Consider the following 23,962-nt stretch of genomic DNA (forward strand, 5'->3'; position numbering starts at 1 on the left):
GCCCGGCCAGTTGTCGGCAACCGCGTCGTTCGATGCTCCGTGGTCTGCTGCCTGGTCGGCCTCCTTTCGCCTCAAGTTGCGCTTGGGAGTCTGCGGGCAACGGGGGGAAGCCCACATCACAAGAAATGGTGGGTTCCGACTACGAGAAGTGGTTGGGTCGGCAAGATGGGGTGCGGCCCCTGGAGGCCGCGTCGCAGCGGGCTAGCGGTCCGAGGGGCCCGCGTTCGGCGGGCGCAGCAATCCCATCTCGGCGGCCCGCTTGAGGGCCGCGGTCGACGAGCCGACGCCCAGGGCACGGTAGAGGTTGCGCTGGTGGAAGTGGACGGTGTGGATGGAGAGTCTGAGTTCCGAGGCGATGCGCTTGGCCGATCGACCGTCGGCCATGAGCGTCAGCACGTCCGACTGGCGGGCGGTTAGCGTGGGGACCTCGTCCCCGAGTGCGTCCACGCGGAGGCTGTCAGGCGGCGCGCCGAGGCGACGCTCGGCCTCCTCCGCCCTGCGGCGTAGCTCCTCACGCTCCTCCAGACGCCGCAGGGCACCGCCGAGGAGGTAGGAGATCCGGCCCAGGGTGAGGGCGTGTCCGGCGTCGAACGCGCCGGCCCGCGCGGCGTAGGCGACCAGCACGCCGGCGTCGCCGCCAGACGAGAAGGGCGCCGCGACCGCGGAGACGGGGCCTTCCCGTCGCGGCGCCCCCACGGCGCCGAACCGCCTCTCCCGCTCCAGGTCTTCGGAGACGACCGGCGCGCCGTTCAGCAGCGCGTAGCCGGCCGCCGAGGAGACGCCGGAGGGAACAGCATCGCGACCGCCCCGCCCGGGGTCCTCGCCGCAGGAGGCGATCCTGAGCAGGCGCTTTCCGCCCGGCGCCGGACGCAGGACCTCGCAGCGGTCGGCGTCGAGGGCCTTCGCGACGGCCAGCACCGCCTCGCGGGCCAGCCTGCCGGCGTCGTCCCCCGCGAGCACGAGCCGGGCCAGCGTCACGAGCACCTCCGACAGGCGGCGGTCGGAGGGCCGGTCGGCGGACCGGTCCGGCGGCGTCCCGGCTGCGGACCTGCCTACCATTCCCACGCCTCCCGCCTGCGGTCCTCGCCCTTGACGACGAACCGCTCGCACATCGCCCGGAGCCTGGAGCGCACCGCCTCGTCGTAGCGGTCGGAGAGCGTCGGGCCCCGGTAGCCACCCTCGCCCGTCGCCGGGACGTTGGTCGCGGCCACGAGGGTGACCCGGGCCAGGAAGAGGGCGTCGAAGAGCTCGTAGACGATCGACTCCACGTTCGCGGAGGCGTGCTCCTTGCCGAGGTCGTCGAGCAGCACCACCTCGTGGGAGGCCACCGACTCCACGACCGCGCGTCTGGTCTCGCCGCCGTTCTCCCCGTAGGTGTCCTGGACGCGGGAGACGAGCCGGGCGGCGTTGTAGTAGCCGGCGTCCCGCCCACGCCCGAGGAGGGCCCTGCCCAGCCCTACCATGAGGAACGTCTTGCCGCGCCCCGGCGGCCCCATGAGCAGCATTCCGCGCCTCCTCTCGCAGGCGACGATCCCGCGCGCTGCCCCGAGGGCGGCGGAGACGGTCGGCTCGGAGGCGTCGAGCGCGCCGAAGGTCATCCGACGCTCGGGGTCCGCCGCGTCCAGGTAGGAGAGCAGGCGCCCCTCCCTCCCGCCGCACCGGCACACCCGGTCCGCGTGGCTCTCGTGGTCGCGCCCGTCCCTCAGCCCGCCGCACCTCCCGCAGCGTTCCGGCTCCCGCCCGGCCCCGCCAGCGGAGTCCGCGCCCAGGCGTTGGGCCGCCAGCTCGCGCCCTATCCGGCCTGCGAGGTCGCCCGTCGCGGGCTTGGCGAGTACGTTGTTGAGGACGTCGGCTATCCCCGTCGGGTCCCCCGAACCCACCTCAGAACTCCCCCTCGTAGGCGTCCTCCGAAGCCCCCGTGACGGCGATGGACCGTCGGCCACGCCCGTTCTCCCGTCCGTCCGCAACCACGTCGGCCCAGGCCTGGGACGGCCCGATCTTCGGGTTCTCGGCGCGCCGGGTAGCGTAGCGCGCGGCCCACCGCAGCATGAGGAGCGGTCCGGCGCCCTGCTCTTCGATCAGGCGCCCGGTGTAGGCGAGGAGGTTTCGCAGCTCATCCGCGTCCAGCGGGACCCCCAGCAAGCGCGATTGCTCCCCGACCATCCCGGCGTAGGTCTCCGGGCGGTGCGGCAGCACCCCTGGCGGTTCTCCTAACGGTTCAGTCCCCTGACGGTTCCCCGGAAAACCCTTCCGCCGGCCCGGCGGCAAACTCTTCCGCCCGTGCGCGCGTTTCTCTCCGGCGGAAAACTCTTCCGCCGGTTCGGCCTCGGCGGCCTCTCCCCTCTTCGGTGGCCTCAGGCGGTGCGCCGGGGCTAGCAGCCAGATGCCGTCGCTGGTGAACTCGCCCCTGCCCCTCCCGGAGCCCTTCCGGCGGTGCTCGCGTCGGATCTTGCCGTAGGCGTGCTCCAGGTTGTGCAAGTGCTCCCTAACCGAGCGCTCGGTCATGTCCGTCATCTCCGCGAGGGTGTCCTGGCCGCAGTAGGCGTAGCCGTTCTCGTCGGCGAAGGTGGCGACCGCGGCGAGCACGCTCTTGGCCCCAGGGTCCCCCTTCCACGACCTCCTCCCCCTCTTGGTTTCGCGCCACCTGCCGAGTCGCTGCTCGTAGGCCCAACTCTGCGCCCAAACGCTCACGGCCCGCGCCCCCCCTCCAAGCTTCCTGCTCCGGCAAACGCAACGTCACGACGGTCCCCCGGCCAAGCCGGTACGCCCGTCGCCGGAGTCCACGACCATCGCCCTGCCCCGGCCCCCGCACACGGGACAGTTCAGTCCGGCCACGGGTCTCCCGTCCTGTCCCCGCGGCCCCTGCACCGTTTCCTTCCGGCCCCCGCACGCGAAGCATCTCCCGCCCCGCCCGACGACGCACAACCTCCTCTTCCCACCGGAGACGACGCGTCCACTCATGGCCGCCCCCCGTCATCCTTCCTACCGCACCGGCGTCGCGCTGCTCCCCCCGCAGACCCAACCCCCATGCTCGAAACCTCCTTAACAACGTACTCGGTACCCCGTCGCCGTGCATATTACCGACAATATCGGTACAATACCACCATGACGCTGTCGGGCAGCACGGAGGGTCTGCTAGAGACCTTGAGCCGCTACCGCCGGGCGGGTATGCTCGTGTCGGGTCAACCTAAAGGTCTGGAGCCGGGTCTGGCGGACGGCAAATACATGTACTTCGGCCACGTCTTCGACCGGCTGCTGGAGTCGAGGGGGCTCAACCAGAGCACCTTCGCGGCGGAGTGCCGGAGGCGCGGCTTCAAGATCAGGGCCATGTCCGGCAGGCTGAGGGACGTGAACCAGAGGAGCGTCTCGGACTGGATGCGCGGCGTCACGGCGTGCCCGCGCGAGATCCCCGTCTACGCCGACGCCATCATGGCCTTCAGCGACGAGGAGTGGGAGTTGTTCGGGGCCGCCTACGCCTACGGGCAGACGGTGCCGAAGGAGGACTTCGAGGACCTCATGGAGTTCAGGAAGTTCTACCGTGCGAGCCTGCCGGAGAGCGGGCCAGACGGAGCCGAGAAGACGAAGAAAGGCTAAGCCCGCGGCGTGGGCTACACCACCTGTCCCAGCAGCCGCCCCGCCGTCCCGCGGTCCAGGCCCTCCCACACCGCGGGATTCTCTATCTCCGGGCGAACCTTCTCGCCCTCGCCGCGGACTACCGTCTTGACCTGGTGATGCGCGAAGACGTCACTTGCTTGCTCCCATGCTGAACCGCGTCCCGGACCTAGCGGTTCATTAGCCACTCGTCTAGCTCCCTTGCGTTGTAGAGGATGCCACGCTCGCTGACGTAATGCCTCGGGAGGTGCGGCGCGATCCTCTCGAACTGCTTCCTAGTCCTCTTGAGATGACGCCGGGCCCCCTCCGCATCCAACCACTCCTCCCGGCTCACAACGGCAAGATCTCGGGTGGTGTGCGCCAGGCTCTCCGCGACACCCGAGAGGATATGCGCAACGTCGGCCAAGGCCGAGGTTTCGTACTGGCGTAGAGCTTCCCTGGTCTCCGAAAGCGTCTTTGCCACCTCCGTGGAAGAGAAAGCACGACTCGCCTCTACGAATCCTTCGTTCCTCCCCTCTCCATCTCGCATGCGGACATATTACCGACATTATCGGTAATTGTCTACGTGGGCGGCACCGACGCGAGGCCCAAGCCCGAAACCGGGCGCCCAATCACCTCGGCGGCTTGCGCAGAGGCCCTTAGAGGCGAAGTCAAGCGTTAGCAAAATGGCATACGATGCCAAAGTCGTGCTACCTTACCCGAGGCCGCCCCCAAGAGCGCCGACGAAGGGTACTAGTAGCAAACGGGTAATGGACAACGACCTTCAGAATTCTTGACCAAGAGCGGTCGACGACCACGAGAGTTCGGCGCGGCCACCCGCCTCCGCCCGCAGCAACGCCGCCGTGCCCCCTCAACCGCGCCGGAGCTCCCGCGCTCACCCGGCACCCCTCGACTTGCGGGGCAAATCCAGGATCCACGGAACAAGACGCGTCCTGGCCCACCGCGCGGGGAGCCACTGCAGATGCCAGCGGACCACCTCGATGTACTCTTCTCGCCGTCGCTCCATCTCGGGGAACGTCAGGCCGACGCCGAGGGGCATGCCTTCGTCCGAGGCGATGGGGTCCGTCCTCCACGCCTGCGTCATGGCCTGGCCGGCCTCCCTTCTCGCGGCGCCGACCAGCGCGTCGTAGGCGTCGGCGACGCGGGCGTCCTGGACCCGCACCCAGCTGCGGTGGAAGAGCAGGTCTTGCTGAACCTCGTGGATCGCCTCGGAGAGTCGCCCCCGCGTTTCGGCGTCGGATGCCTGTCTGCGAAGGATCCGGTAGGGCAGCTCGGCGTACCGCTCCACGGCCGCGAGGGCCTCGGCGAAGTCTTTGCGGAGCCGGTCCTGTCGCGCCAGGAACTGGTTGGCCGCCACGGTGGCGAGCACGCCGGCGAGCGCGAGCACCGACGCGACCACGGCGGCGCTCACGGGCACCCCGCTTCAGATTGTCCGGCCCACCGTTTCATCCGTTCGCGCCCTTTCCTTCCCCGTCGAGATGGACCTCGGGACCCAACCATACTCCCGTTTCCCGCCAGTAAGCCTCCCTGAAGAGGTGGCGGCGGGCCATCTCTATCAGGTCCGCCAGCCCGCGATCCGGCACCCACCTGAGCTCGGGCGGGTCGTCCGGGTGCCACATGCACAGGCTGCCGTCCTCGTAGCGGTGGCGGGAGCACGCCGGGCCGTCGGCGAAGACCCGGGCGCCGGCGGCCGTGTGGCGGGTGCCGAAGACGATGGTAACGCGCCGCGTCTCGTAGCACGGGACCTCCAGGTCCAACACGTAGGTCAGGCTCCTTCGTGACCTCCGTTTCTCGATCCCGGGGTGGCGCGCCTTGAGGCTCGCCTGCATGCGCAAGACGGCGCCCACGTCCTCGCGCCACCACGGTAGCACCAGGCCAGCCTAGCGGTCCGCGGGCCTCTCGCCCCCGTAGGACCTGCCCGACGACACCGCGCTGCCCAGGCGGTCCGAGACCACCATGCCGCTCACGCCCTGGCGCACGCGCCCGTTGCTCTTGCCCAGCCCCTTCGCGTACTCCGCCTTGAGGTCCTCGTCGTCGGGGCGATCGACGGCGTCGGGCAGCAGCTGCGACCACGCCTTCTGCGCCTGAGCGTCCTGACCGTCGGCCTCCAGCTGCACGGCCTCCTCGGCGAGCCCGGCCAGCTTCTCGAGCCTGGCTGCCGCGTCCTTGCGCCGCGAGGTGTTCACGCCTATCGCGCCGGAGACGCCGGCCGGGTCTTCGGTCAGGCCGTCCTTGAGGCTGTCAGCCCCGTGCCGGAACAGAACGGCGAGCCCATCCTGCATCGAGGCCTTCTCCTTGAGGCACTCGAGCCCCAGCGCGGTGAGGTTGAACGAGCAGACCGTCTTCCCGTGCCTCTTGTTCGCGTGCTTGGCCAGCCGGATGACGCGCGCGAAAGTGGACTTGGTTGCCTTGTTGCGGCCCCGGACGAGCCGCGTGTGCTCTTCGGGATGGGATGCCTCCCAGGTGTTCTTCTTGAGGTCCGGGATCCACAGCCCGCCGTCCTCCCTCGTCAGGGCCACGATCACGTCGGCGGTGAAGTCGTCCGCGTCGGGCCCGACGGGGTCGTTGAACGTAACCTTTATGGCCCTGCGCCCGCCGACGTAGAAGCGCGCCTCCGGGTAGTCCTCCTTGAGGCGCTCCCTGAGGCGCTTTCGCACCTCCTCCACGATCCCCTCGGGGCCATCACCATCGGGGCCCAGTTCCGGGTAAGCCCTCCTGTCCAGGACGACGCCGAGATCCGCGTCTGCCAGCGGGCTGTTCTGGGTGCCGTGGGCCAGCGAGCCCGAACCGAACGTGCGCAGGGTGCGGAACTCCTCCTCGACGATCCTCCTTATGAGGTCGCGGCGGTCCCGCGCCGCCGCGAGCACCTCGTCGTCGACCGCTATGCGCGCCCTGGCTTCCTCGAGTATCCCGGTCATGCCCATCCCATCCTCCTTACGTTCTCTAACCGTTCACCAATCGTACTGAGAACTGATTTTAGCAGACGCGGAGGGCGGCGTCCGGTCGCGACCACAGCGATGGGGGTGAGCGCAGTTTGTGGGCGGGGTCTGCCTGATTTCGGCTAACATCCCGGGCATGGGCGAGCGGCCGACTTGCGGTGCAGAAGCTTGAGTTGGGAACTCACGATGGATGGGGTGCGCGCCAGGCTTTCTTCGGGCGCGATGTTCTCTTCCGGCGGGGTCGACCTTTCGGGCGTGCGCTTCGTGAGGCCGGGCGGGCTGGTCGCGCTGTCTAGTTTGATCGAGGCCTGGACCGCGGAAGATCGGCCGCTGGTCGTAAGGCTGCCGCCGGACGGCGTCGCCGGATACATGCATCGCATGGACTTCTTCGCGCGTTTCGGCGACAGGCTGCTCTACGACAAGGACGTGACCCGCTTAGAGACGGGCGCCCGTCACGCCGGCGCGTCGCTCTCCGAACTGCGCACCGTGCGCACGGAAGACGAGGCCGCGCTCGTGACGCGGGACTTTCACCGGCTCCTCTCAGAAGGCAACCTGGCGAGGGCCGAGGTCAACCGCTGCTGCACGGTGCTTTCCGAGTTCTTGGAGAATGCGGTCGTCCACGCCGAGTCGCGCTGCGGCGCCTACACCGCCATCCAGACCTACCGGATGGGGGGCGAGAGGGTCTGCGTCGCCGTCGCCGACGCCGGCATCGGGATACCCGCCACGCTGCGGGATCATCCCCAGGCCGCCATGCGCGGCATTTCGACGGACGGCGGACTCATCGAGCTGGCCGCGGTCGACGGGGTGTCGAGGCTGGGAGACGCCCGCGGCGGTGGCTTCGGCAGCGCGCTCAGGTCGGTCGGGCGCGGGAACGGGGCGATGACCGCCTGGTCCCACGGGGGGTGGGTGAGGTTCTCGGGGACGTCCGGCCCGCGGACCGAGACGGCCCATCCCCTCCGCGGCACCTGCGTGGAGGCCGAGTTCCCGCTCGGGTGATATTTGACACTGGGCCGAACCGATGCCTAAAGTAAACTGAGCGTTCAATGATTGCGATGAAAGGAGCGCCATGACCGCCTTGAGCACGCCCGCCGTGGACCTGGGGTTGCTGGACGACGTCCTGCCGTTGACCGGAGCGGACGCGTCGGGCGGCGTCTTGGCGGGGCGCAAGAGCGGCGGGGCGGAGCGGGAGCTCTTGCGTAAGAGACTCGAATCGTACCCGCCGGGGTCCGCGCTTGGCGTGGACTTCCGCTCTCTGGACTTCATGAATTTCTCCTATGCCGACGAGTGCTTCGGCGCGCTGGCCCAAGAGATGTACGCGGGCGGGATCAAGGACCGCTACGTGGTGCTGATCGTCTCGCCCGGCGATCAGGAAGACATCCTCGAGGAGATCCAGGTGTCCCTCGAACGGAGGAAGCTGGCGATGTTCTGCGCCGGGAAGGCGGAAGGCGTGGCCGACCTGCGCGTCGTCGGCGAGCTGCCGGACTACCTCGCGCACACCCTCGAGTCCGTCCGGCCCGGGGACACCAACGAAGCCCTGGCCGAGAGGCTCGACATCAAACTCACCACCTGCAGCAACCGCACCGACCGCCTCGCCAGGCTGCGGCTGCTGCGCAAGCAGCGCCGCCAGGGGGCGCTCGGCTACAAGCAGTTCGAGTTCTTCCCGGTGTTGCCCGCCGTGGGCTTCGAGAGCCCGCAACCGGAATAATCTGTCACACGAAAAGTAACTCTGGGACACCGTTTCCGACGAAACCCTTTAGGAATCGGCCAAAACTCCTCTTCGTCGTGTAAGATTATGGGTGTAATCTGCTTTTTGGTGTTCGATACGCGGGAGGCCCGCTTTTGACCCATTACGCGCACGCCCGGGACATAGACCCCGGTGACGCCATCGACGCCGAGGAGGTGGACGATCTCGTTGCCCGGGTGGTGAACCCCCTGGCGCTTTCGTTCGAGCATTCGGCGGATCTGGGGGCGACGTTCGGGGCGCTGATGGCGGACATGCTCAGGCAGTTTCTGGGCACGCACCAGAGCATAAGGATGCTCATGAGGAGCCGCGGGGAGAACCCGCCGGCGATGGCGGACGCGATGTCGCTCGCCCGGGAGCAGATCGAGAAGGTCTACGTGGTGGCGTTGCTACTGGAGGACCCGGAGCATTGGACCGAGCGCTATCTCAAAGACGAATGGCGCAAGGCCTACGAGCGCCACCTGCTGGAGGCCGACGAGCGTTCCGGTTTGGCGAGGTACGACGACTTCCTGAAAGAGCAGGCGTCCGGCTTGGAGAACGAGCGCAAGGGGCTAGGAATCTCCGACGAGGAGAAGGAGTTCGTGGAGTGGCGCTACCGCAACCCGCCGGGGACGACCACGCCGCCGCACTTGAAGGCCGCCTCCAAAACCATGGCCAACTTCCCGATGCCCGCTGAGGTGATACGCGAGGTATCCGACCCACAGCTCAAAGACGCTCTGCGGCGCTGGCAAAGGGAGTACGGTTATTTCTCTGGATACAGCCACTCGGGGTTCCGCAAGCTGATGCCCGGCTTCATCGAGGGCAACATGAAACTCACCACCGCCGAGAAGGAGAAGGTCGTCGAGACCGAGTACGCGCAGAGCATCATGATCAGCTACCTGGCCGCGGGTCTCGCCTGCGCCGAGGCGGCGTCGAGGGCGTTGCCGCGGCGGGGCCCGACGGGTCCTTTGACCGCCCGGGCGGTCGGCGACGCCGACCTCTTGGTCAGGTTGTCGGATCTATGGGACCTGCTCGATCGGTCCTCCCTCGTCGGGAGGGCCCTCTACGAGATGCGCGCCCGCAGCATTCTGCCGCCGAAGATCGGGGCGCCCTAGATGTCGGCGCCCGAGACGACGAAGGGTTCCGGTTCCGCGGCCCAGACCGCGGCCGACCCGGCCCCGCTCTTCCTCGGCGACGCGATCGCCTTCTTTCTCGACGCCAAACGCGCCGGCGGCCGCGGCGAGAAGACCATAGACGACTACCGCAAGAAGCTCGACCTCTTCCAGCGCTGGCTCGCCTCGCGATCCGGGCTCGGGGAGGTAGACGTCCCATATGCCTCGGCCGACGCCGACGCCGTGGAGGCCTACGCCGTCTACCTCAAGAACGAGCGCACCCTCAAGGACGGCAAGCCCCTCCAGGACTCCACCGCGAAGAGCCATCTGGCCGTGCTAAAGAGCTTCTTCGAGACGGCCTCGAGGAGGCTCAAGCTAGAAAACCCCATGGACGACCTCGACGAGGTCCGCTTCCGCCAGGCGACCCCGAAGAGGCTCTACCTCACCAAGGAGGAGGCCGGCAGGCTCTTCGCCCCCATCGATCGGGCCGCGAGATCCGCGCCCGGGGAGGGGCCCGACGGGGCGCCCCCCTCCCGCCGCGCGCTTTTGGCCCCCGTGCTCGCCGCGCGCGACCACGCCGCCTTCAGCGCCATGGTCTACGCCGGCCTCAGGATAGAGGAAGCGGCCGGCCTCGCCGTCTGGGACCTCGACCTCTCTCGCGGCGCCGAAGAGGTCCGGGTGGCCAAGGGCAAGGGCAACAAGGAGCGGGCGGTCCCGATGGCCCCGAAGCTCAAGCGCTCGCTCTCGCGCTACCTCTCGGTCAGGGGAGATCTCGTGCCCGCCGGGGAGGATCCGTCCCACCTCTTCCTCAACGAGCGGGGGAGGCGAGTCTCGGAGAACACCCTGAGGCGGCGGCTCTACGGGTGGGTGCGCGAGGCGCGCCTCGCGAAGAAGGCCGCCCTCAAGCCCCACGACCTCAGGCGCACCTTCGGGACCTGGTACCTGCAGGACAACCCGGGGCAGCTGAGGGAGCTCGCCGAGCTCATGGGCCACTCCGACCTCTCCCAGGTGATGAAGTACGCCCTCTCGGACGCTGAGCGGGCCCGGGCCGGGGTCGGCAGGCTGTGAGCGGACTCCACGCCGGATCGGCCGCCCTCTCGGACCACGCCAAGCTCCTCAGGCCGAGGAGTGGCCGGCGCTCGCCACGCTCGTCCAGCGTGCGGGCGAGCCGGAGGCCCTCGGGGCCCTGGCCTCCGCCGCCGACGACTGGAAGGCGTTCGCCTGGATGTGGTCGGTCTTCAACGAGGCGGACGCCCGCTACCTGCAGCAGCTCTCGGAGGGGCTGGCCGAGGGCGCCGCGGTGCCGGAGAACCTCTGGGACGCCGTGGCGACCTTCGTGCTCTCCCGGGTCCCGGCCCCCCCCCACGGCCATGCCCTCGGCCACAGGCAGCACTCGGCGGAGCAGCTCGCCCGCAGGGAGGCCCAGGAGAAGGTCCTCCGTAGCCTGGCCCCCCGGACGGGACGATAGTGGCGGCGCTCATCGGCGGGGAGCGGGTTACGGTCAAGAGGCTCTTCCGGGAAAGCGAGAACGTAAGGCTGCGGGAGGAGAACGGCGAGCACAAAGACGTAGTAGCGCCGGCTGCAGACGTGGAGGTGCAGGGCCGGGTGGAGCTGATACTCCGGCGGCCGTGGAGGCGGTGATGCTCAGGTGCCCGGATAAGGTTTGGTGCGGCGGTAGGCTGGCGGTGCTAAGGGGAGGCGGTCGTGACGAGACGGCGGAAGACGAGAACGCGGCAAGAGTGGGAGGAGGCGGACCTTCGCGCCTGGGACGAGTTCAGCCGTAGGCTGGAGGCCGCCGAGTCGATGGGCGACGCGCTAGCGCTTTACGCGAGCACCCCACCGCCCGACTCGCCCGGCCGCCGCTACTACTCGAATCTCGGCTTCTTCCTCCAAAGCTTCGATGTGCCAGGAGGATCAGATTACGATGAGAGAGCGATGTACCTCCGGTTCGTAAAAAAACTGGACGATTCGGGCGCGCTGAAACCGGGGGCCGGTCGGAAGGTTCGGGACAAGCTGCGGCGCTCGATGGAGGCGTGAGGCGGCACCCGTGTCCTACTGTTCTCGCGAGCCCTCAGGCCCAACGAACGCCTCGTCGAGGCGGGGCTTGCCCAGGTTCTAGCGGCGACTAACTATTTCATGTGTTGCACTGTAGTAAGAGGATGCGGAATGAGTCTGGTTTGCTCTCCTGGAATCTTCCTTAACCTTACTTCGACTCTGCATATCAGCGTACTATGTGCATCACCTTCCTTAGCCAGGACGCGTCCCGGTTTCCAGGTAGCGCTCTAACTGCGCTCGGATTAGTCGTGGTGGCCGCCTTTCTTGGTCTTGCAGGCTACGGTACTGCATCCATGCCTCCTCCGAAGAGAGTAGCCCTATGCTGAACGCTCGGTGCAGGACGTAGAGCGTGCCTCTGACGGAGACGTTGTGTCTCCTTCCGAGGCGGACAGCGTGAGGGTCATTGCTGAGTACGATGGATCCGGGCCTGGAGTGGCGCGCCACATGCACCAGGCTCGCCTCCCCGGCGGCGTCACCCGCCGCCGCCCTTCGACGGCCCATGATGGCGATTTGGTCGCGCTCTATCTGGGGCAACAGACGCGCGTCCACGGGATCGACCTCGAGGAACGGGAACAGGCTCGCCGCGCCGCCCCCCGCTTGTTCCAGCGGGTCGCCGAACTCCGCGTCGACGAAGGTCGTGGTCCAGCCCTCGCCGTCGAGGACGCGCGCCAGCAAAGGCTCTAAGCCAAGTAGGCGGATGTCTATCAGCACGTTAGTATCGAGACCGGAGAGCACCCCTGCGGCTGCCCGCTACAGCGGCGCTTCCGCCGCGTCCAGGCGGATACCGATCTGCGCCACCCAGCGGTAGATGTCCTCGGGTGGTTGATGCAGCATCTCCGCCGCGCCGTCCACGGTGATCGCGCCCTCTTCGAGCGCCCGCGCAACCCGCGCCCTCATGGCCGGCCCGACCTCGGAGGCTCCGCGCTCCGCGTCCGCGGTCACGGGCGAGAGCCCCAGACGCCTCTTGGCCTCCCTGAGCATCTCCGGATTCTCCGACATCTCCTTTATGGAGTCGGCGGTGGTTCCGCCAACAGCGTGGATGCGTCCGAGGTTCACCAGTCTGTAGGCCGCCGCTTGGTCGCTTACCCCGAACGAGGCGGCGAGCCAGACGATCCAATCTATAGGACTGGGACGTTGGCCCAGCCGACGCTCCAGGCGTTGCCAACCGTCCGCGACGCCGGCTTCGGGCATCAGCAGCCCCGCGGCGAAGGCGTTGGCCTCGCGTTCCCGAGGCGACCTGCCCCTCACGGTTTCGTCGACGACCATCTCGCCGCCGTGGAGGTGACCTAAGGCGAGATGCCCCAGCTCGTGGGCAATGGTGAACCGCCTTCGGACGCGCGGCTTGTCGCTGTTGATAAGAACGTAGGCTACCCCCGTCTGCGGGTCCAACGCGGAGCACCCTTCCGGGGATCGCTCGTCGCCGCCCAACGGCATGCGGGCGACGATCACGCCCAACTCGTCGGCCAAGACGGCGACGTCCGCTATGGGCGAATGCCCTAGCCCGTGGCGCTCCCGGAAAAGATCCGCGCCCTGGTAGCCCCTCTCCAAATCCTCCAAATCTTTGGGCAAGTCGAGCGCAGGAAAGTCCTGCGCGTCGTACGCATCGTCTTCGTCCTCGCGCAGCCAACGATCGTCAGCGACCAAGCGCTGTAATCGCCGTTTCATGGCTCCAGCCTTCGGTCCCAGGGCTCCCGCCGTGGCCCTCATGGCGACGGTAAGGGGAACCTCGCCCTCCGCTGTGGGATCTTCCAGCAAGTCCTCGGTCGAGGTGCCATAAAACGAGGCGAGCCGCTTAACCTCAAGCGCCCCCACCCCCCGCTTGCCGCGTTCCATCTTCGCCACGGCCGTGTCGTCCAGCCCGATGGCGCGTCCCGCCTCCTCTTGCGTGTATCCCGCCCTCTCCCGAGCCCTACGTAGCCGTCCGCCCAGTTCCTCCTGCGTAATCATCGGCACCCTTCCTTTCCTGTCTGCTATAATAGCAAGTAGTTGCTGATATGTACGTGACCCGTGTCACAATGCGGTCACCCGCCACAGGAGGTTATATGCCCAAGAACAAAGAAAAGCTGACCATCGTCGTCAACGGCCACCCGACCGAGGTCGAGGCCAACGAGAACGCGCCGATCCGCACCGTGATCCCTAAGGCCCTCGCGGAAAGCGGAAATACCGGCCGGCCCCCCGAGGATTGGAAGCTGACGGACGAGGACGGGAACCCTCTCGATCTTGGTCGCAAGATCGAGGACTTCGGGTTCGCCCCGGGCGTGACGCTCGTCTTGAGCCTCAGGGCCGGCGCGGGTGGCTGAGGAGGTCTTGGTCGACCCCGCGGTATCGCGGGCAAAGTTCGACAGAGAGGTGGCCCAATACCGGGAACGCGAGGACGAGTACGTCCGCCGCGGCTGGTTTCTCGTAAAGGCGGAGTACCCAGAGGTGTTCGTCGTCTTCGGGGCGCCTCAGCTTAGCCCGCCCGCGCTCGTCTTTGGGGCGCTTCTCGACTTCACGGACTACGACCTGTGGCCGCCCTCCGTGAAACTGGTCAACCCCTTCACCAAAGAACCCTACAAGAACAAGGATCTGCCGCGTCGTCTTCCTCGCCAGCCCACCGTACCCGCCGATCAAGCGCTAGCAGGGCAGGTGCAATTCATACAACCTCAAGACTTGATGGTAGCCCACGACCCTGAAGACGTTCCGTTTCTGTGTATCCCGGGCGTACGCGAGTACCACGAGCATCCGGCGCACTCCGGCGACTCTTGGCTGCTCCACAAAGACAGCGGCGAAGGCACGCTCTACTTTCTGTTGGATCAGATCCATAGGTACGGTGTCCAGCCCATCGCGGCTTACAACGTGGTCATGCAGCCGATCATTCAGTACGCGCAGAACGAATTGCCGGAATGACGGGTCTCACGTCGGTGGCGTCGGTCAGGGTTCCGCGGGAACTGGCGTTGGAGGCCCACGACTACTTGCGGCGCGTCGGTCAGCACGGGGCGGAGGGTTTCGCGCTTTGGGCAGGGGAGCTCCGAAACGGCGTGTTTCTCGTCACGCGCACCCGCATCCCCGAGCAACGCCACCTTCGTACGGAGTCCGGCGTCCTCGTGCTGGTCGAGGCGGAGGAGCTGTTCAGGACTAACATGTGGCTCTACAGGGAGGGCTTGACGCTCATCGCGCAGCTGCACAGTCACCCGACCGACGCGTACCATTCCGAGACCGACGACGCGATGCCGATCGTGGCCGCGGTCGGCGGGCTCTCCCTGGTTGTGCCGTACTTCGCGCGCCATCCTTTCTCGCTCGCGGACTACGCGGTCTACCGCCTGACACCCGGGGAAGGCTGGGTCGAGTTGGCGGACGAAGAGGTAGCTGCCCTGATCGTGATCGAGGACTAGGCGCGTGGCGCTGGCGGACTTCTTCGACAAGACGGCGCGGGCGGCGTCGCAGGTCTTGTCGGGGTACGATCGGGGGGCCTTCGAAGACGTGCTGAACTCTTCCGTCGTTGCCGTGACCTTCGACGACGCGGCCACGGGGTCGCCAGAGGGCAGGATCACGCTGGAACTCGCTGTCAACCTCCTCTCGCGGCTCTACCCCCGGCTGGCCGTGGTGCCCTCAGGAGGGGAAACAGAAGGGCTCGCCGAAGATTTGGTGTCCTTGGCACGATCCATCAACCCGAAGATCGACATCGAATCGGGCCTCGAAGGGGCCGATATCTGTCTGTCGGTGGGCAGCACCCCAGCCACCGGAACGACGCCGGTCGTCTATCTCGGCTCCGACGGGTGGGTGGCGCAGATCTCCACCAAAGACCCGCAGGGATCAGGCCCTACGGAGAACCCGTTCGGCGCCGCGGCGGCCGCCTGTCTCGGCGCCGCGAACGCCTTCCGCGCCGTCTTCTCCTCGCAGCTACCCAAGGGTAACCTCGACGACGACCTATCCCTCTCTTTGCTTGACTACAAACCCTTCGCGGCAAAGCCTATCAACACCGAACTGGCGTCCGTCGACTTGAGCGAGAGTCACCTGATCGGCCTCGGGGCCATCGGCAACGGGGCCGTGTGGACGCTCTCGAAGGTGAAGGGAGTCAGCGGCACGTTACACCTCGTAGACCACGAAGAGGTGGACCTATCCAACTTGCAGCGCTACGTTCTGACCACCGCGGCGGACGTGGGCGCCTCGAAGGTTGCCTTGGCAGCGGACATGCTGCAGGACACCGGGTTTGCTGTACGCACGCACCCCGAGCGCTGGGGCGTCCACTTGGCGGCTCGAGGCGACTGGGACCTCCAAAGGGTAGCCGTGGCCGTGGATTCGGTTGAAGACCGAATCGCAGTGCAGGCCGCGCTGCCCCGCTGGATCGTTAACGCCTGGACGCAGCCAGACGACCTCGGCATCTCCAGGCACGCTTTTCTGGGCGATCAGGCCTGCCTAGCGTGCCTATACCTGCCCGAAGAGAAGCGCAAGAGCGAAGCCGAGATCATGGCAGAGGTCTTCGGTTTCTCAGAGGAATGGCGGGTGGTCGGAGAGCGTCTTTACAAGGGCACACCGACGGACAGAGCGTTTCTGGAGAGCATTGCCGCGGCTCAGGGCATCGCAATAGAGCAATTGCTGCCCTTTGAGGGCAAGCACCTGCGAACCTTGTACCAAGAGGGCGTGTGCGGGGGCGCGGTTATCGGTTTTGGCGACAGAGCCGACGACGAGCAGGCGGAGGTGCCCTTGGCGTTTCAATCCGCCCTCGCGGGGGTGATGCTCGCCGCCGATCTGGTCACCAACGCTGGCGGACTAAATACCCTCCCACCCCCCGTCACAACGAGGATGGACCTGCTGAGGCCTCTGGGTACGGTGTTGTCGTCTTCGCGTCCAAAGCACCCGTCAGGAAGGTGCATTTGTCAAGATGATGACTACGTGAGGGCATACCAACTTAAGTATGTGTAGATTGCCGCAACCAGCCGCTATTGACCAAAGAACAAGCTCGGAGCTTATGTTTGCTTTCACCTGCAGCAATTCGTCAGCATATCTGGCTGCTCCCCCAACTACGGTGAATAGGATCGCCGCTTTCCTAATACGGCCCTGCAAGCCCCTTCGCGGCCCGCAAAATCCACCCATGTAGGATAGGGGTTCAGCCGGGATACGTGTGAATTTGCGCCATTTTGTATGTCACACCTTGCTACAAATGCAGTATCGCAAAATACACATGTAGCAAGTCAATTTTTCCGCGGCCTAGCCAGTCCTGCGTCCCATTTCAGCCCGAAAGGGGAAGCGTACGCAAGGGCGTACGCATGAGAAAGCCAAGCAACGGGGTGGGAAGCAGGGCGGCTCGGTCCAACTCCTCGCGGATTACCTCGACGGCCGCCTCCCGTTCGGCATCGCTTGTCAGAGAGCGGATTCGCCGCAGCGTCGCCTCCAACCTCTCGGCTAAATCCCGTAGCTCATCGATGCGCACGTAGTAGAGGTCGCCGGCGTTTTGAGCGGCGTTCTCCTTGATGGTGGTGCGGGGTGAGGCGAGCACGGTGATTACCTCGGCGTCCGTGGCGACGTGGCAGTTGTTGCCTACCCAGTTGGAGTGGGTACCGGCTTGGCGCACTGTGTTGATCGAGATAGCGTTTTCGGGGGTTTCGTCGCTCTTCGCCTCGAGCGCAACCGCGAGCCCATCGCCGAGGAGCCACACGCCGTCGGGCGCGCCGTCTTCGTCGCTGCGCCTAGAAGACTCGAACCCGAGCAAACTGCCCAGCATCTCCAGCCCGCGCTCGAAAGAAGAGCTGTCGTCCTTTCCGATGAGATCGTTGAGCTCCGCCACCTTCCTATCGAACCGTCTGCCATGGAAGCCGAGCCCGGACAGCGTCTGGAAGACGGACTCGCAAGCGCGAGCCGTGCGGACGTCCGACGAGGAGGGCCGCGCGCCAGGGTCTACTTCGCGGGACAGCTCCGCGAACCAGCTGACGGACCTGGAAGCGCGAGCCGCCCGTCCGAAGAGATCCCTGGCTTTGGCGAGCAGGTCCTGGTCTTCCTGCTCCTGGCCCGCCATCCAGGCCGCGCTCCCGGCGAGGTAGTGCCACCAAGCCCGATACGCGGCGGTCTCTCGACCGCCCGACAGGGAGTCGGAGACACCCCTCGCCTTTTCTAGCGCCTCCGCGTAATCCTTCCTCCAGAGGTCGTACGCGAAAGAAACCTCCTTGGGCGCGGCCTCCATGAGGACCCCGGCCACGGGATCAGGAATCTTCTGCGCTTTCTCCCGAAGGTCACGGATGTTTTGGTCGACCGTGTCCGCTTCTTCGCCTTGTTCGCGGAAGAGTCGGACCAACTCCAGCAGGCCTTCGGGATCGAGGTCGTAGCTGTTCTCGATCCCGTACTCGAGCTCGGCCTGCAACTCGGGGTGCATCCCCGAGCGGTTCTCCCGCTTCGCGCAGAAATCGAACAGCCGTTGGCCGACGGCCAGCACGACCGCGAAGTCAGAATCGTTGCGGCTGCAACGGCCGGCGCCTTGGGTGAAGCGGGTGCGCAGGCGATCCCTCAACAGAGAGTCTGCCCCCAGCCTCGTCAGAAGGAAACGCTCCTGGAGGTTGGTGGCGGCCGGGAGGCCGTCCATGACAAGCAACCGGCACGCCTCGTCGGGCAGGTCTATGCCGTCGTAGCGGTTCGCCAGGACGAGAGCGACGTTCGTCCGAGAGGTGAAGGGCTCGAGCGATTCTCCCACGTCCCCGGACGACAGGACGGTGATGCCCCGAGAAGAGAACCGCTCTTTGGCGACCGACGCGGCAGACGCGGTCGGGGTCAAAGCGAGCGTCCTGCCGCTCTCCGTCGCCGCGAGCGCGGTCGCCTCCTCGACGTCTTCCCCGCCCATTGACAGGTTCGGGAACAGGAAAAGCCGTCTTCCCGAGCCCTGCTTCTCCCAACCCTTCGGAGCCGGTATGCGCTCTATGCGCGGCACGCCGATGATGCGCTCCAACTCTCCGCCCTCGCCCAATGTCGCCGACATGTAGACCCGTTGGTTCGCCGACTCGAAAGGGGGATGGGTCAAGGTCGGGGGGACGAGGGGCCGCAGGAGAAGCCCTTGCCAGGATACGAACAGGCAGCAGGCGTGGAGGTGCCCGCGGATCATGGACCAGGGGTATCGTTCGGCGGTCCGCTCATCGAGGCCCTCATCGAGCAGCCCGCGGATCTCTGCGGCGCGCTCCGAGAACCTGGGATGCGGCAGCATGTCTACCCTCGCGCGCACAGCCGGGGAAGCGTCGTCGTCGAGCATGCCCTCAACAAAAGCCTCTTCCATCTCCGGCTCGAGCAGCCGGAGACAGCGACGGTACAGGGGCCCCATCTCGTTGCGCGAGATGCTCACCGACCAAAGGCTCGCGACGTAGTCCTCCGCGGCGTGCGCGTCGTCGAGGACTACGGTCTTCGGTTCCTCGATGCGGGGGTTGGTGTTGAAGATCGCGCTGTAGGTGGACACGCCGACGGCGTTGCCGAGGTGGAAGTCGTTGAGGCCTTCGTACTCGCGAGGGAGAAGGACGCGGGCCTCTATGCCGTAAGTCCTGGCATGCTCGCCCACCTGCCAAGCGAGCTGGCGCGTCGGGCACAGGTAAAGCGCGCGCTCGTCGAACTTACGGCGCCGGTACTCGGCTATGAGCAACCCGATCAAAGTCTTTCCCGTCCCGGTGGGAAGTTCCAGGGCGACGTCGCGTTTGTTCGGGTAGCGTTCGTCGTACTCACGCAAGATGTCGGCCTGATGCGACCAGAGGTACTGGATCCCGGGAGCCTTTCTCAAGTCCTTGAAAAGCGTCTCCGGGTCCGGGGGCCTCGTGGTCGAGGCGCCTACCCTTCGGAAGCCGGATCTCCTCGGCCGCTGTTCCGTCATTTCCTCACACTCCCGTCACGCGCCCACCGGTCGTGGGACCGACTAGTTTGGCTAGGACCACGCTATCTCCTCGACCGCCCTTTGCAGGTCGCCTTGTGTGCCCCGCACGTAGACCTCGCCGTGTCGAGAGAATCGTGGCCCATGATCTGCGCCAAATCTGTGCAATGGTACCTTCTCGGCCATAACGTACCCGAAGCGGTGCCTGAGGTCTTGCGGGCTGACGTCCTCCACATAGGCTAGACCCGCGTACTTGGCGACTACGTACCCGAGCGCATCGCCTTGTATGCGACATTGCTACCGATTGACTTTCCCTCTGCCGGCCTCCGACAGGCGTCCGAACGCTGCGCGTCATGCGATCACGGGCCCGTTCCGATCGACGGTAGGGCGACGACGGAGCCCGCCGCCCTTCGGTAGTTCTCGTCCAGCGCCGGGCCTAGGAGGAGTAGCGCCGAGATCCTCCCGACCGTGGCCGCGAACTCGCGTGCTTCGTCCGGCCGCAGGTCGCGGCCCAGGAGCCTCTTCTCCCTGTACGACAGCCACTTCTTCAGGACTTGGTAGCCGCCGACCGTATAGGCCCACGCTCGCTCGGGCACCCCCGACCACGCCGCGACGTCGTTCAAGTGTATCTCGAGCACCTGCTCTCCCAGAAGCTCCAGCGCCGCGCCCGGCTCCAGGCCGAACGCCTCCGCGGTTCTACCCAGCGCCTCGAGCTCCTCCGGGGTCCGGTCCCGCTCGGAGAGGGTGCCCCCGCCGGGCATCGCGATGCCGCCGGTCCCCGGGTAGCCCCAGCCGGCCGTCACGGCCAGGTCGCCGCGGGCGGGGTCGAGCATCGCGCCGTCGCGCCGGCGGACGGACCCGAGGCCGCGGACCCCGCGAGATCCCTCCAGGTCCGCGTAATCTCCCGCCCCCAGGAGCCCGGCCACCCGCATCCCGAGCGCCGCGGAAGCCAGCAGCGCCTCTCGGCCGTCGGGGAGCGGGACGCGCGGCCAGCCTATCCACAGTCCGCCCGAGTTCTCCGAGAGGTAGGCCGGAGAGTGGCCGACGGCGAGCGCGTGCATCCAGAGCGCCCCGGCCTCCTCCGGGCTCGCATGCCCGCCTTCTATGCCGAGGCTGCCGAGGTAGTCGCACGCCGCCGGCGAGATGTTGGCCGCGCCGGCGGCCGGGGCCTCGTGGTCGGAGAACAGGTCCTCCGCCGCGAGCTCCGGGGACTTCAGCGGGAAGCAGGCGCTACCCGGACGCGTCAGGTGCCAGTCGGGTAGATCGGCGGTCGCGTAGAACGGCGTGCCCTCGCGCGAGCGCTCGGCCTTGCGGCGGCTCGTCATGAACAGGTTGTCGGCCCCGAAGGCCCGGAATAGAGGCTCCCTCTTCTCGTCCAGGAGTTTGGTCTCCGGGTGCCAGTAGGCCCACCGCGCGTCGAAGGGTCTGTAGGCGTACCGGACAACTTCGCCGCTCTCGACGCCGCGCCCGAGCAAGCGCCGGCGCGTCTCGGCCGGGTCGAAGCGCGCGGACCGCTTCATGAGCGAGGGAACGATCCTGCGAACCTCCGCGTCGCTCATCTCGCCGTCGAAGTAGGCTTCCAGCCGCTCCTCGAGCCTGTCCCGGTCTATCGCCACCAGGTCGAGGTCCCGGCTGGTTTTCACGCCCGGGTATATCAGCGGGAAGAGGGCCGGCAGCGGAGCCCACGCCGCGTAATCCTCGTTCATCTCCAGCGCCGCGAACGGGAGTCCCAGCGCGAGCTCCGGCTCGACCTCCTCGTAGTGGTCCCCGTCCGTCGCTTGCCGGGCCGGCGCGAGGAGCTGCTCGCGCTTGTGCCGGCCCCAGAGGTCCCGGTAGCAGACCGTCTGTACCCCCTCGTGCTCCGCCTGCGGCCTGCGCGCGAGCGTCGCGATGGCGGTGCCGATCCCGATGCCGGCGGGGTTGGACGCCGTGGAGAAGACGCTCGGGTCCGGATCACCGTCGGGCGTGCGCTTGCCGGTCTTGTAAGCGTCTCCGTTCAGGGAATCGATCCAGATCTCGTCGAACGCCTCCAGGTACCGCTCGCGCATACCCGGGTGTGAGAGCCCGTCGAGCCAGGAGTAGTTGGAGATGAAGGAGACCACCCCCCGCCCCGTCCCCTCCACGATCTGGCGCTCGGCCATCCTGAAGAACCTAACGTAGAGGTCGTTGAGGCCGTGCCCCTCGGGAGCGGGCGCCCGCTTTGTGGTCCTGTAGGCGTCCGAGAGCGTCCGCTCTTCGTCCATCCCGAGGCCGGCGAAGGCGTTGTAGGGCGGGTTGCCCAGGACCACCAGGATCGGCCTCCCGCGCTTGACCTCCTCCGCGGCGTCGCGCTCCTCCTCGAACTCCGGCAAAGGCAGGCGCCGCTTGGCCCCTTCGCGCGGGTCCCAGCCGGTGAGGGCGTTCGTGAGGTAGACGCCGGCGCGCTCGCCCCGGCGTTCCCCGTCCGTGCCGGGGGTATCGCCCGGGGCGTCGCCGGCGAGCGGGGCTCCCATGTTCTGCAGCAGGAGCCCCAGCTGGAGGTGGGCGACCACGAACGGCGCCGGCAGGAGTTCGAAGCCGAAGACCCTCTCGGTGGCCGCCCTCTTGAGGTCTTGAGCGATCAGGCCGTCGTCCTCCCCTTCGGCGAGCGTCTCCCGGATCTTCTTGAGGACCTCAACCAGGTAGGAGCCCGTCCCGGTGCAGGGGTCGAGCACGTAGACGTCCTCGTCGGCGAGGCCGTCGTCTATGCCGAGCACGTCGCGCAGCACCCTGTCCGTCCTCTCGACCTGGTACCGGACGACCTCCCGCGGCGTGTACCAGACGCCGAACTGCTTCCTGAGGTCCGGGTCGTAGGCTTCCAGGAACGGCTCGTAGAAGTATTGGACCGCCCCCTCCTCGTCGAAGTTGGCGAAGAAGGCGGCCCGGTCCACCCGGTTGAGCACCCCGGAGGTGCGCGTGAGCATGCCGTCGAGTCCCAATGCCCCCACCCTGGAGGGCATGACGAGCTGCTCGAAGAGCGCTCGAATCATCGGCACGTTCAGGATGTACGCCGCCACCCTCCAGTCGAAGGCCTCTTCGGAGTCGTGGGGCCGCTGCTTGCTCCACAGCACCCAGGCGCTGAAGACCCCGTAGAAGAGCGTCTGCACCAGCGTCGATCTGAAGAAGTGCTCGCCCCTGCCCCCCTCGAAAGCGACGCCCAGTGCCTCCTCGAGCGCCTCGCGCACCTGGGAGAGCGCCCGCAGCTCCCCCGCCCCCTCCACGAGCGCCAGCGCCTCCCTGGCGTGGGACGCCAGGAACCACGCGAGGTCGCGCGGCTGGGAGAGCGGCGCGCCGTGGAGCATCGCCCTCTTCAGGAACTCCCACAGCGCGGGCCCGTTCTCGTCGGCCGTCCGGCGGTGCGACTCCGCCGCCCGCCAGAAGCCGGCGGCGTCCCCGGCCAGGCGGAAAGACTCTATCTCGACCGGGTCGCCCGAGCGGTCGCGGCCCACGAGGACGAACTCCCTGTAGTTCGTGACCAGCACCTGGCCGTACCGGTCCAGGTACCTGCCGACCTGCTCGCCGCGGGAGACCTCCCCCGCGTCCTCGCGCACGCCCTTCACCTCGATCGCGCCGCGGGCGGGCAGCTGGGCCGGGAAGCCGGTCGGGCCGTCCGTGGTCGGGTCAGCGCTTCCCCGGCGCCGGCGCAGCTGGTCGGCCGTGAAGAGGCCGCCGTCGGGGATTCCGGCGCCGCGGTTCCTTATGTTCACGATCGCCCTCACGGACGGGTCGAGCTCGCGGCCCGCGTCGTTCAGGAGGCCCTGCAGCGCACCGTAGCCGGAAGTCTCAGCCACCGCCTCGCCCGAGGCGTGGTCCTCCCACAGGCTCCTCAGATACCTCCCGACGCTCTCGCGCACGCGCCCTCCCCGCCTTCCGACCGGCCCTGACTGGGCACATCATAGTGCCCTGCCGCGCCCGGCGCCCGGTTTCGCGCCCCCGTGCCGCGAGGGGTGGCCCTATCCGGGGCACCGATAGTAAACGGACCATAAACAGCGATCTTCACAAACCTTAACGGCGGGCGCACGAACCCTAGAGCAGCCGGACATGCATTATCCGTTCGTAGCGAAATTCGTACGTCTCGCGGTCTACTCCTATGGTTTGGGGCGTCTCGACCTCCAGGGCGATCCCGCGGTCGGTGGCCTCCACGACCCGTCCGACGTAATCGGAGTGGTACGCGGTACCGCCTCCTCGGGGTACCTCGCTGAGCCGGTATTCGATTCCGAGCGTCTTGCCCTGCCAATATTGGGGGACTAGTCGCGGTGGGTTGGCATCGTCCAGGTTCGCGGGCTCCAGCAAGACCTCGACGGTGCCCCCCGGGTCGGGGATACCATCTGCAAAATGGCTGCGTACGATGTGGGAGTTCCAATACAGCGTTTCTCCCTCCCGGACGCGCAGGCGGTTGGTCCAGACTAGTTCGGCGTTCTGCGGGACGTTCGCCGGGAGGTAGAAGGCGCTGGTCTGGGCGGACGTATCGGCGAGGTACCGACCCCCGGGTTCGTCGAACCTTCCGACGCGCAGCTGCATGTAGCGCGGGCGGTCCCAGTCCCCGCGTATGTCGCCGGCCGGGGTGTAGACGACGTTGGCGATCAGCATGTCGCCTGGGGCCGTGTAGACCTCGGTCTCCCTCTCCTCCGTGGGCTCCGACGCAGGGATCTGCGCCCGGACGATCTCTTGGACCTCGCTCACGCCGACC

At 67.3% G+C, this 23,962-nt stretch carries 26 protein-coding genes; 12 read left to right on the top strand and 14 right to left on the bottom strand.

The annotated features are described in order from the left end of the window. Nucleotides 1–201: 201 nt before the first annotated feature. The 3 genes from GBA63_RS19990 to GBA63_RS20000 are packed head-to-tail and all read right to left on the bottom strand — an operon-like array spanning nt 202 to nt 2,691. Nucleotides 202–1,059: a LuxR C-terminal-related transcriptional regulator gene (locus tag GBA63_RS19990; RefSeq protein ID WP_166179003.1), complete on the bottom strand. Its 858-nt coding sequence runs from the start codon at nt 1,057–1,059 to the stop codon at nt 202–204. After that, nucleotides 1,053–1,880, bottom strand: a complete 828-nt coding sequence (locus GBA63_RS19995; protein ID WP_166179005.1) for an ATP-binding protein — start codon at nt 1,878–1,880, stop codon at nt 1,053–1,055. Before GBA63_RS19995 ends, GBA63_RS19990 begins: the two co-directional genes overlap by 7 nt. Nucleotide 1,881: 1 nt before the next feature. Beyond that, nucleotides 1,882–2,691, bottom strand: coding sequence for a helix-turn-helix domain-containing protein (locus tag GBA63_RS20000; protein WP_166179007.1), 810 nt, complete (start codon nt 2,689–2,691; stop codon nt 1,882–1,884). Nucleotides 2,692–3,105: 414 nt separating this feature from the next. Here GBA63_RS20000 and GBA63_RS20005 point away from each other — a divergent pair, with 414 nt between their 5' ends. Beyond that, the gene (locus GBA63_RS20005) at nt 3,106–3,594 is read left to right on the top strand and encodes a hypothetical protein (RefSeq protein WP_166179009.1); all 489 of its coding nucleotides are present in this window, start codon (nt 3,106–3,108) and stop codon (nt 3,592–3,594) included. Nucleotides 3,595–3,608: 14 nt separating this feature from the next. Here the strand turns inward: GBA63_RS20005 and GBA63_RS20010 are convergent, their stop codons facing one another. The 5 genes from GBA63_RS20010 to GBA63_RS20030 form a co-directional block, all read right to left on the bottom strand. Next, complete coding sequence (locus GBA63_RS20010; protein ID WP_166179011.1) at nt 3,609–3,800, bottom strand: hypothetical protein; 192 nt, start codon at nt 3,798–3,800, stop codon at nt 3,609–3,611. Next, nucleotides 3,782–4,141 (bottom strand): hypothetical protein, encoded by a 360-nt coding sequence (locus GBA63_RS20015; RefSeq protein ID WP_166179013.1) that lies wholly within the window; start codon nt 4,139–4,141, stop codon nt 3,782–3,784. The genes GBA63_RS20010 and GBA63_RS20015 overlap by 19 nt, the downstream gene beginning before the upstream one ends. Nucleotides 4,142–4,486: 345 nt before the next feature. Next, nucleotides 4,487–5,023: a hypothetical protein gene (locus GBA63_RS20020; RefSeq protein WP_166179015.1), complete on the bottom strand. Its 537-nt coding sequence runs from the start codon at nt 5,021–5,023 to the stop codon at nt 4,487–4,489. A gap of 34 nt (nt 5,024–5,057) precedes the next feature. After that, complete coding sequence (locus GBA63_RS20025) at nt 5,058–5,483, bottom strand: hypothetical protein (protein WP_166179017.1); 426 nt, start codon at nt 5,481–5,483, stop codon at nt 5,058–5,060. Nucleotides 5,484–5,492: 9 nt separating this feature from the next. Continuing rightward, the gene (locus GBA63_RS20030) at nt 5,493–6,530 is read right to left on the bottom strand and encodes a nucleotidyltransferase domain-containing protein (protein WP_166179019.1); all 1,038 of its coding nucleotides are present in this window, start codon (nt 6,528–6,530) and stop codon (nt 5,493–5,495) included. A gap of 189 nt (nt 6,531–6,719) precedes the next feature. Here GBA63_RS20030 and GBA63_RS20035 point away from each other — a divergent pair, with 189 nt between their 5' ends. From GBA63_RS20035 to GBA63_RS20050, 4 genes are all read left to right on the top strand, one after another. Beyond that, nucleotides 6,720–7,547, top strand: coding sequence for an ATP-binding protein (locus GBA63_RS20035; RefSeq protein ID WP_166179021.1), 828 nt, complete (start codon nt 6,720–6,722; stop codon nt 7,545–7,547). A gap of 70 nt (nt 7,548–7,617) precedes the next feature. Beyond that, complete coding sequence (locus GBA63_RS20040) at nt 7,618–8,256, top strand: hypothetical protein (protein WP_166179023.1); 639 nt, start codon at nt 7,618–7,620, stop codon at nt 8,254–8,256. A 134-nt stretch (nt 8,257–8,390) separates the two neighbouring features. Then, nucleotides 8,391–9,386: a hypothetical protein gene (locus GBA63_RS20045; protein WP_166179025.1), complete on the top strand. Its 996-nt coding sequence runs from the start codon at nt 8,391–8,393 to the stop codon at nt 9,384–9,386. Next, the gene (locus GBA63_RS20050; RefSeq protein ID WP_166179027.1) at nt 9,387–10,451 is read left to right on the top strand and encodes a tyrosine-type recombinase/integrase; all 1,065 of its coding nucleotides are present in this window, start codon (nt 9,387–9,389) and stop codon (nt 10,449–10,451) included. A 48-nt stretch (nt 10,452–10,499) separates the two neighbouring features. On the opposite strand, the gene GBA63_RS24105 is transcribed toward GBA63_RS20050, so the two are convergent. Beyond that, entirely contained in the window at nt 10,500–10,625 is a 126-nt protein-coding gene (locus tag GBA63_RS24105; protein ID WP_266096284.1) for a hypothetical protein, read from the bottom strand. Here GBA63_RS24105 and GBA63_RS20055 point away from each other — a divergent pair. The 3 genes from GBA63_RS20055 to GBA63_RS20065 all read left to right on the top strand — a co-directional run bounded on the left by GBA63_RS20055 (nt 10,609) and on the right by GBA63_RS20065 (nt 11,420). After that, nucleotides 10,609–10,851 (top strand): hypothetical protein, encoded by a 243-nt coding sequence (locus GBA63_RS20055; RefSeq protein ID WP_166179029.1) that lies wholly within the window; start codon nt 10,609–10,611, stop codon nt 10,849–10,851. The genes GBA63_RS24105 and GBA63_RS20055 overlap by 17 nt on opposite strands. Next, on the top strand, nt 10,851–11,024 hold the full coding sequence (locus GBA63_RS20060) for a LexA family protein (protein WP_166179031.1): 174 nt from the start codon (nt 10,851–10,853) through the stop codon (nt 11,022–11,024). The genes GBA63_RS20055 and GBA63_RS20060 overlap by 1 nt, the downstream gene beginning before the upstream one ends. Nucleotides 11,025–11,087: 63 nt before the next feature. After that, complete coding sequence (locus GBA63_RS20065) at nt 11,088–11,420, top strand: hypothetical protein (protein ID WP_166179033.1); 333 nt, start codon at nt 11,088–11,090, stop codon at nt 11,418–11,420. 210 nt (nt 11,421–11,630) lie between these two features. On the opposite strand, the gene GBA63_RS20070 is transcribed toward GBA63_RS20065, so the two are convergent. Together GBA63_RS20070 and GBA63_RS20075 are read right to left on the bottom strand one after the other, a co-directional pair. Continuing rightward, the gene (locus GBA63_RS20070) at nt 11,631–12,113 is read right to left on the bottom strand and encodes a hypothetical protein (protein ID WP_166179035.1); all 483 of its coding nucleotides are present in this window, start codon (nt 12,111–12,113) and stop codon (nt 11,631–11,633) included. 75 nt (nt 12,114–12,188) lie between these two features. Next, entirely contained in the window at nt 12,189–13,385 is a 1,197-nt protein-coding gene (locus GBA63_RS20075) for an XRE family transcriptional regulator (protein ID WP_166179037.1), read from the bottom strand. Nucleotides 13,386–13,480: 95 nt separating this feature from the next. Between GBA63_RS20075 and GBA63_RS20080 the strand changes: the two genes are divergently transcribed. The 4 genes from GBA63_RS20080 to GBA63_RS20095 are packed head-to-tail and all read left to right on the top strand — an operon-like array spanning nt 13,481 to nt 16,343. Further along, nucleotides 13,481–13,738, top strand: coding sequence for a DUF2604 domain-containing protein (locus GBA63_RS20080; RefSeq protein WP_207956942.1), 258 nt, complete (start codon nt 13,481–13,483; stop codon nt 13,736–13,738). Next, a complete protein-coding gene (locus tag GBA63_RS20085) occupies nt 13,731–14,327 on the top strand; it encodes a putative metal-binding protein (RefSeq protein WP_166179039.1) in 597 nt (198 codons plus the stop codon). The genes GBA63_RS20080 and GBA63_RS20085 overlap by 8 nt, the downstream gene beginning before the upstream one ends. After that, nucleotides 14,324–14,812, top strand: a complete 489-nt coding sequence (locus GBA63_RS20090) for a Mov34/MPN/PAD-1 family protein (RefSeq protein WP_166179041.1) — start codon at nt 14,324–14,326, stop codon at nt 14,810–14,812. Before GBA63_RS20085 ends, GBA63_RS20090 begins: the two co-directional genes overlap by 4 nt. Nucleotides 14,813–14,816: 4 nt before the next feature. Continuing rightward, entirely contained in the window at nt 14,817–16,343 is a 1,527-nt protein-coding gene (locus GBA63_RS20095) for an E2 ligase fold family C protein (RefSeq protein ID WP_166179043.1), read from the top strand. Nucleotides 16,344–16,650: 307 nt separating this feature from the next. On the opposite strand, the gene GBA63_RS20100 is transcribed toward GBA63_RS20095, so the two are convergent. The 3 genes from GBA63_RS20100 to GBA63_RS20110 all read right to left on the bottom strand — a co-directional run bounded on the left by GBA63_RS20100 (nt 16,651) and on the right by GBA63_RS20110 (nt 23,955). After that, nucleotides 16,651–19,257: a DEAD/DEAH box helicase gene (locus GBA63_RS20100; protein WP_166179045.1), complete on the bottom strand. Its 2,607-nt coding sequence runs from the start codon at nt 19,255–19,257 to the stop codon at nt 16,651–16,653. Nucleotides 19,258–19,613: 356 nt separating this feature from the next. Next, nucleotides 19,614–23,126: a type ISP restriction/modification enzyme gene (locus GBA63_RS20105; RefSeq protein WP_166179047.1), complete on the bottom strand. Its 3,513-nt coding sequence runs from the start codon at nt 23,124–23,126 to the stop codon at nt 19,614–19,616. Nucleotides 23,127–23,298: 172 nt separating this feature from the next. Then, nucleotides 23,299–23,955 (bottom strand): hypothetical protein, encoded by a 657-nt coding sequence (locus tag GBA63_RS20110; protein ID WP_166179049.1) that lies wholly within the window; start codon nt 23,953–23,955, stop codon nt 23,299–23,301. Nucleotides 23,956–23,962: the final 7 nt, after the last annotated feature.

The sequence above is a fragment of the Rubrobacter tropicus genome (assembly GCF_011492945.1).
Taxonomy (GTDB): domain Bacteria; phylum Actinomycetota; class Rubrobacteria; order Rubrobacterales; family Rubrobacteraceae; genus Rubrobacter_D; species Rubrobacter_D tropicus.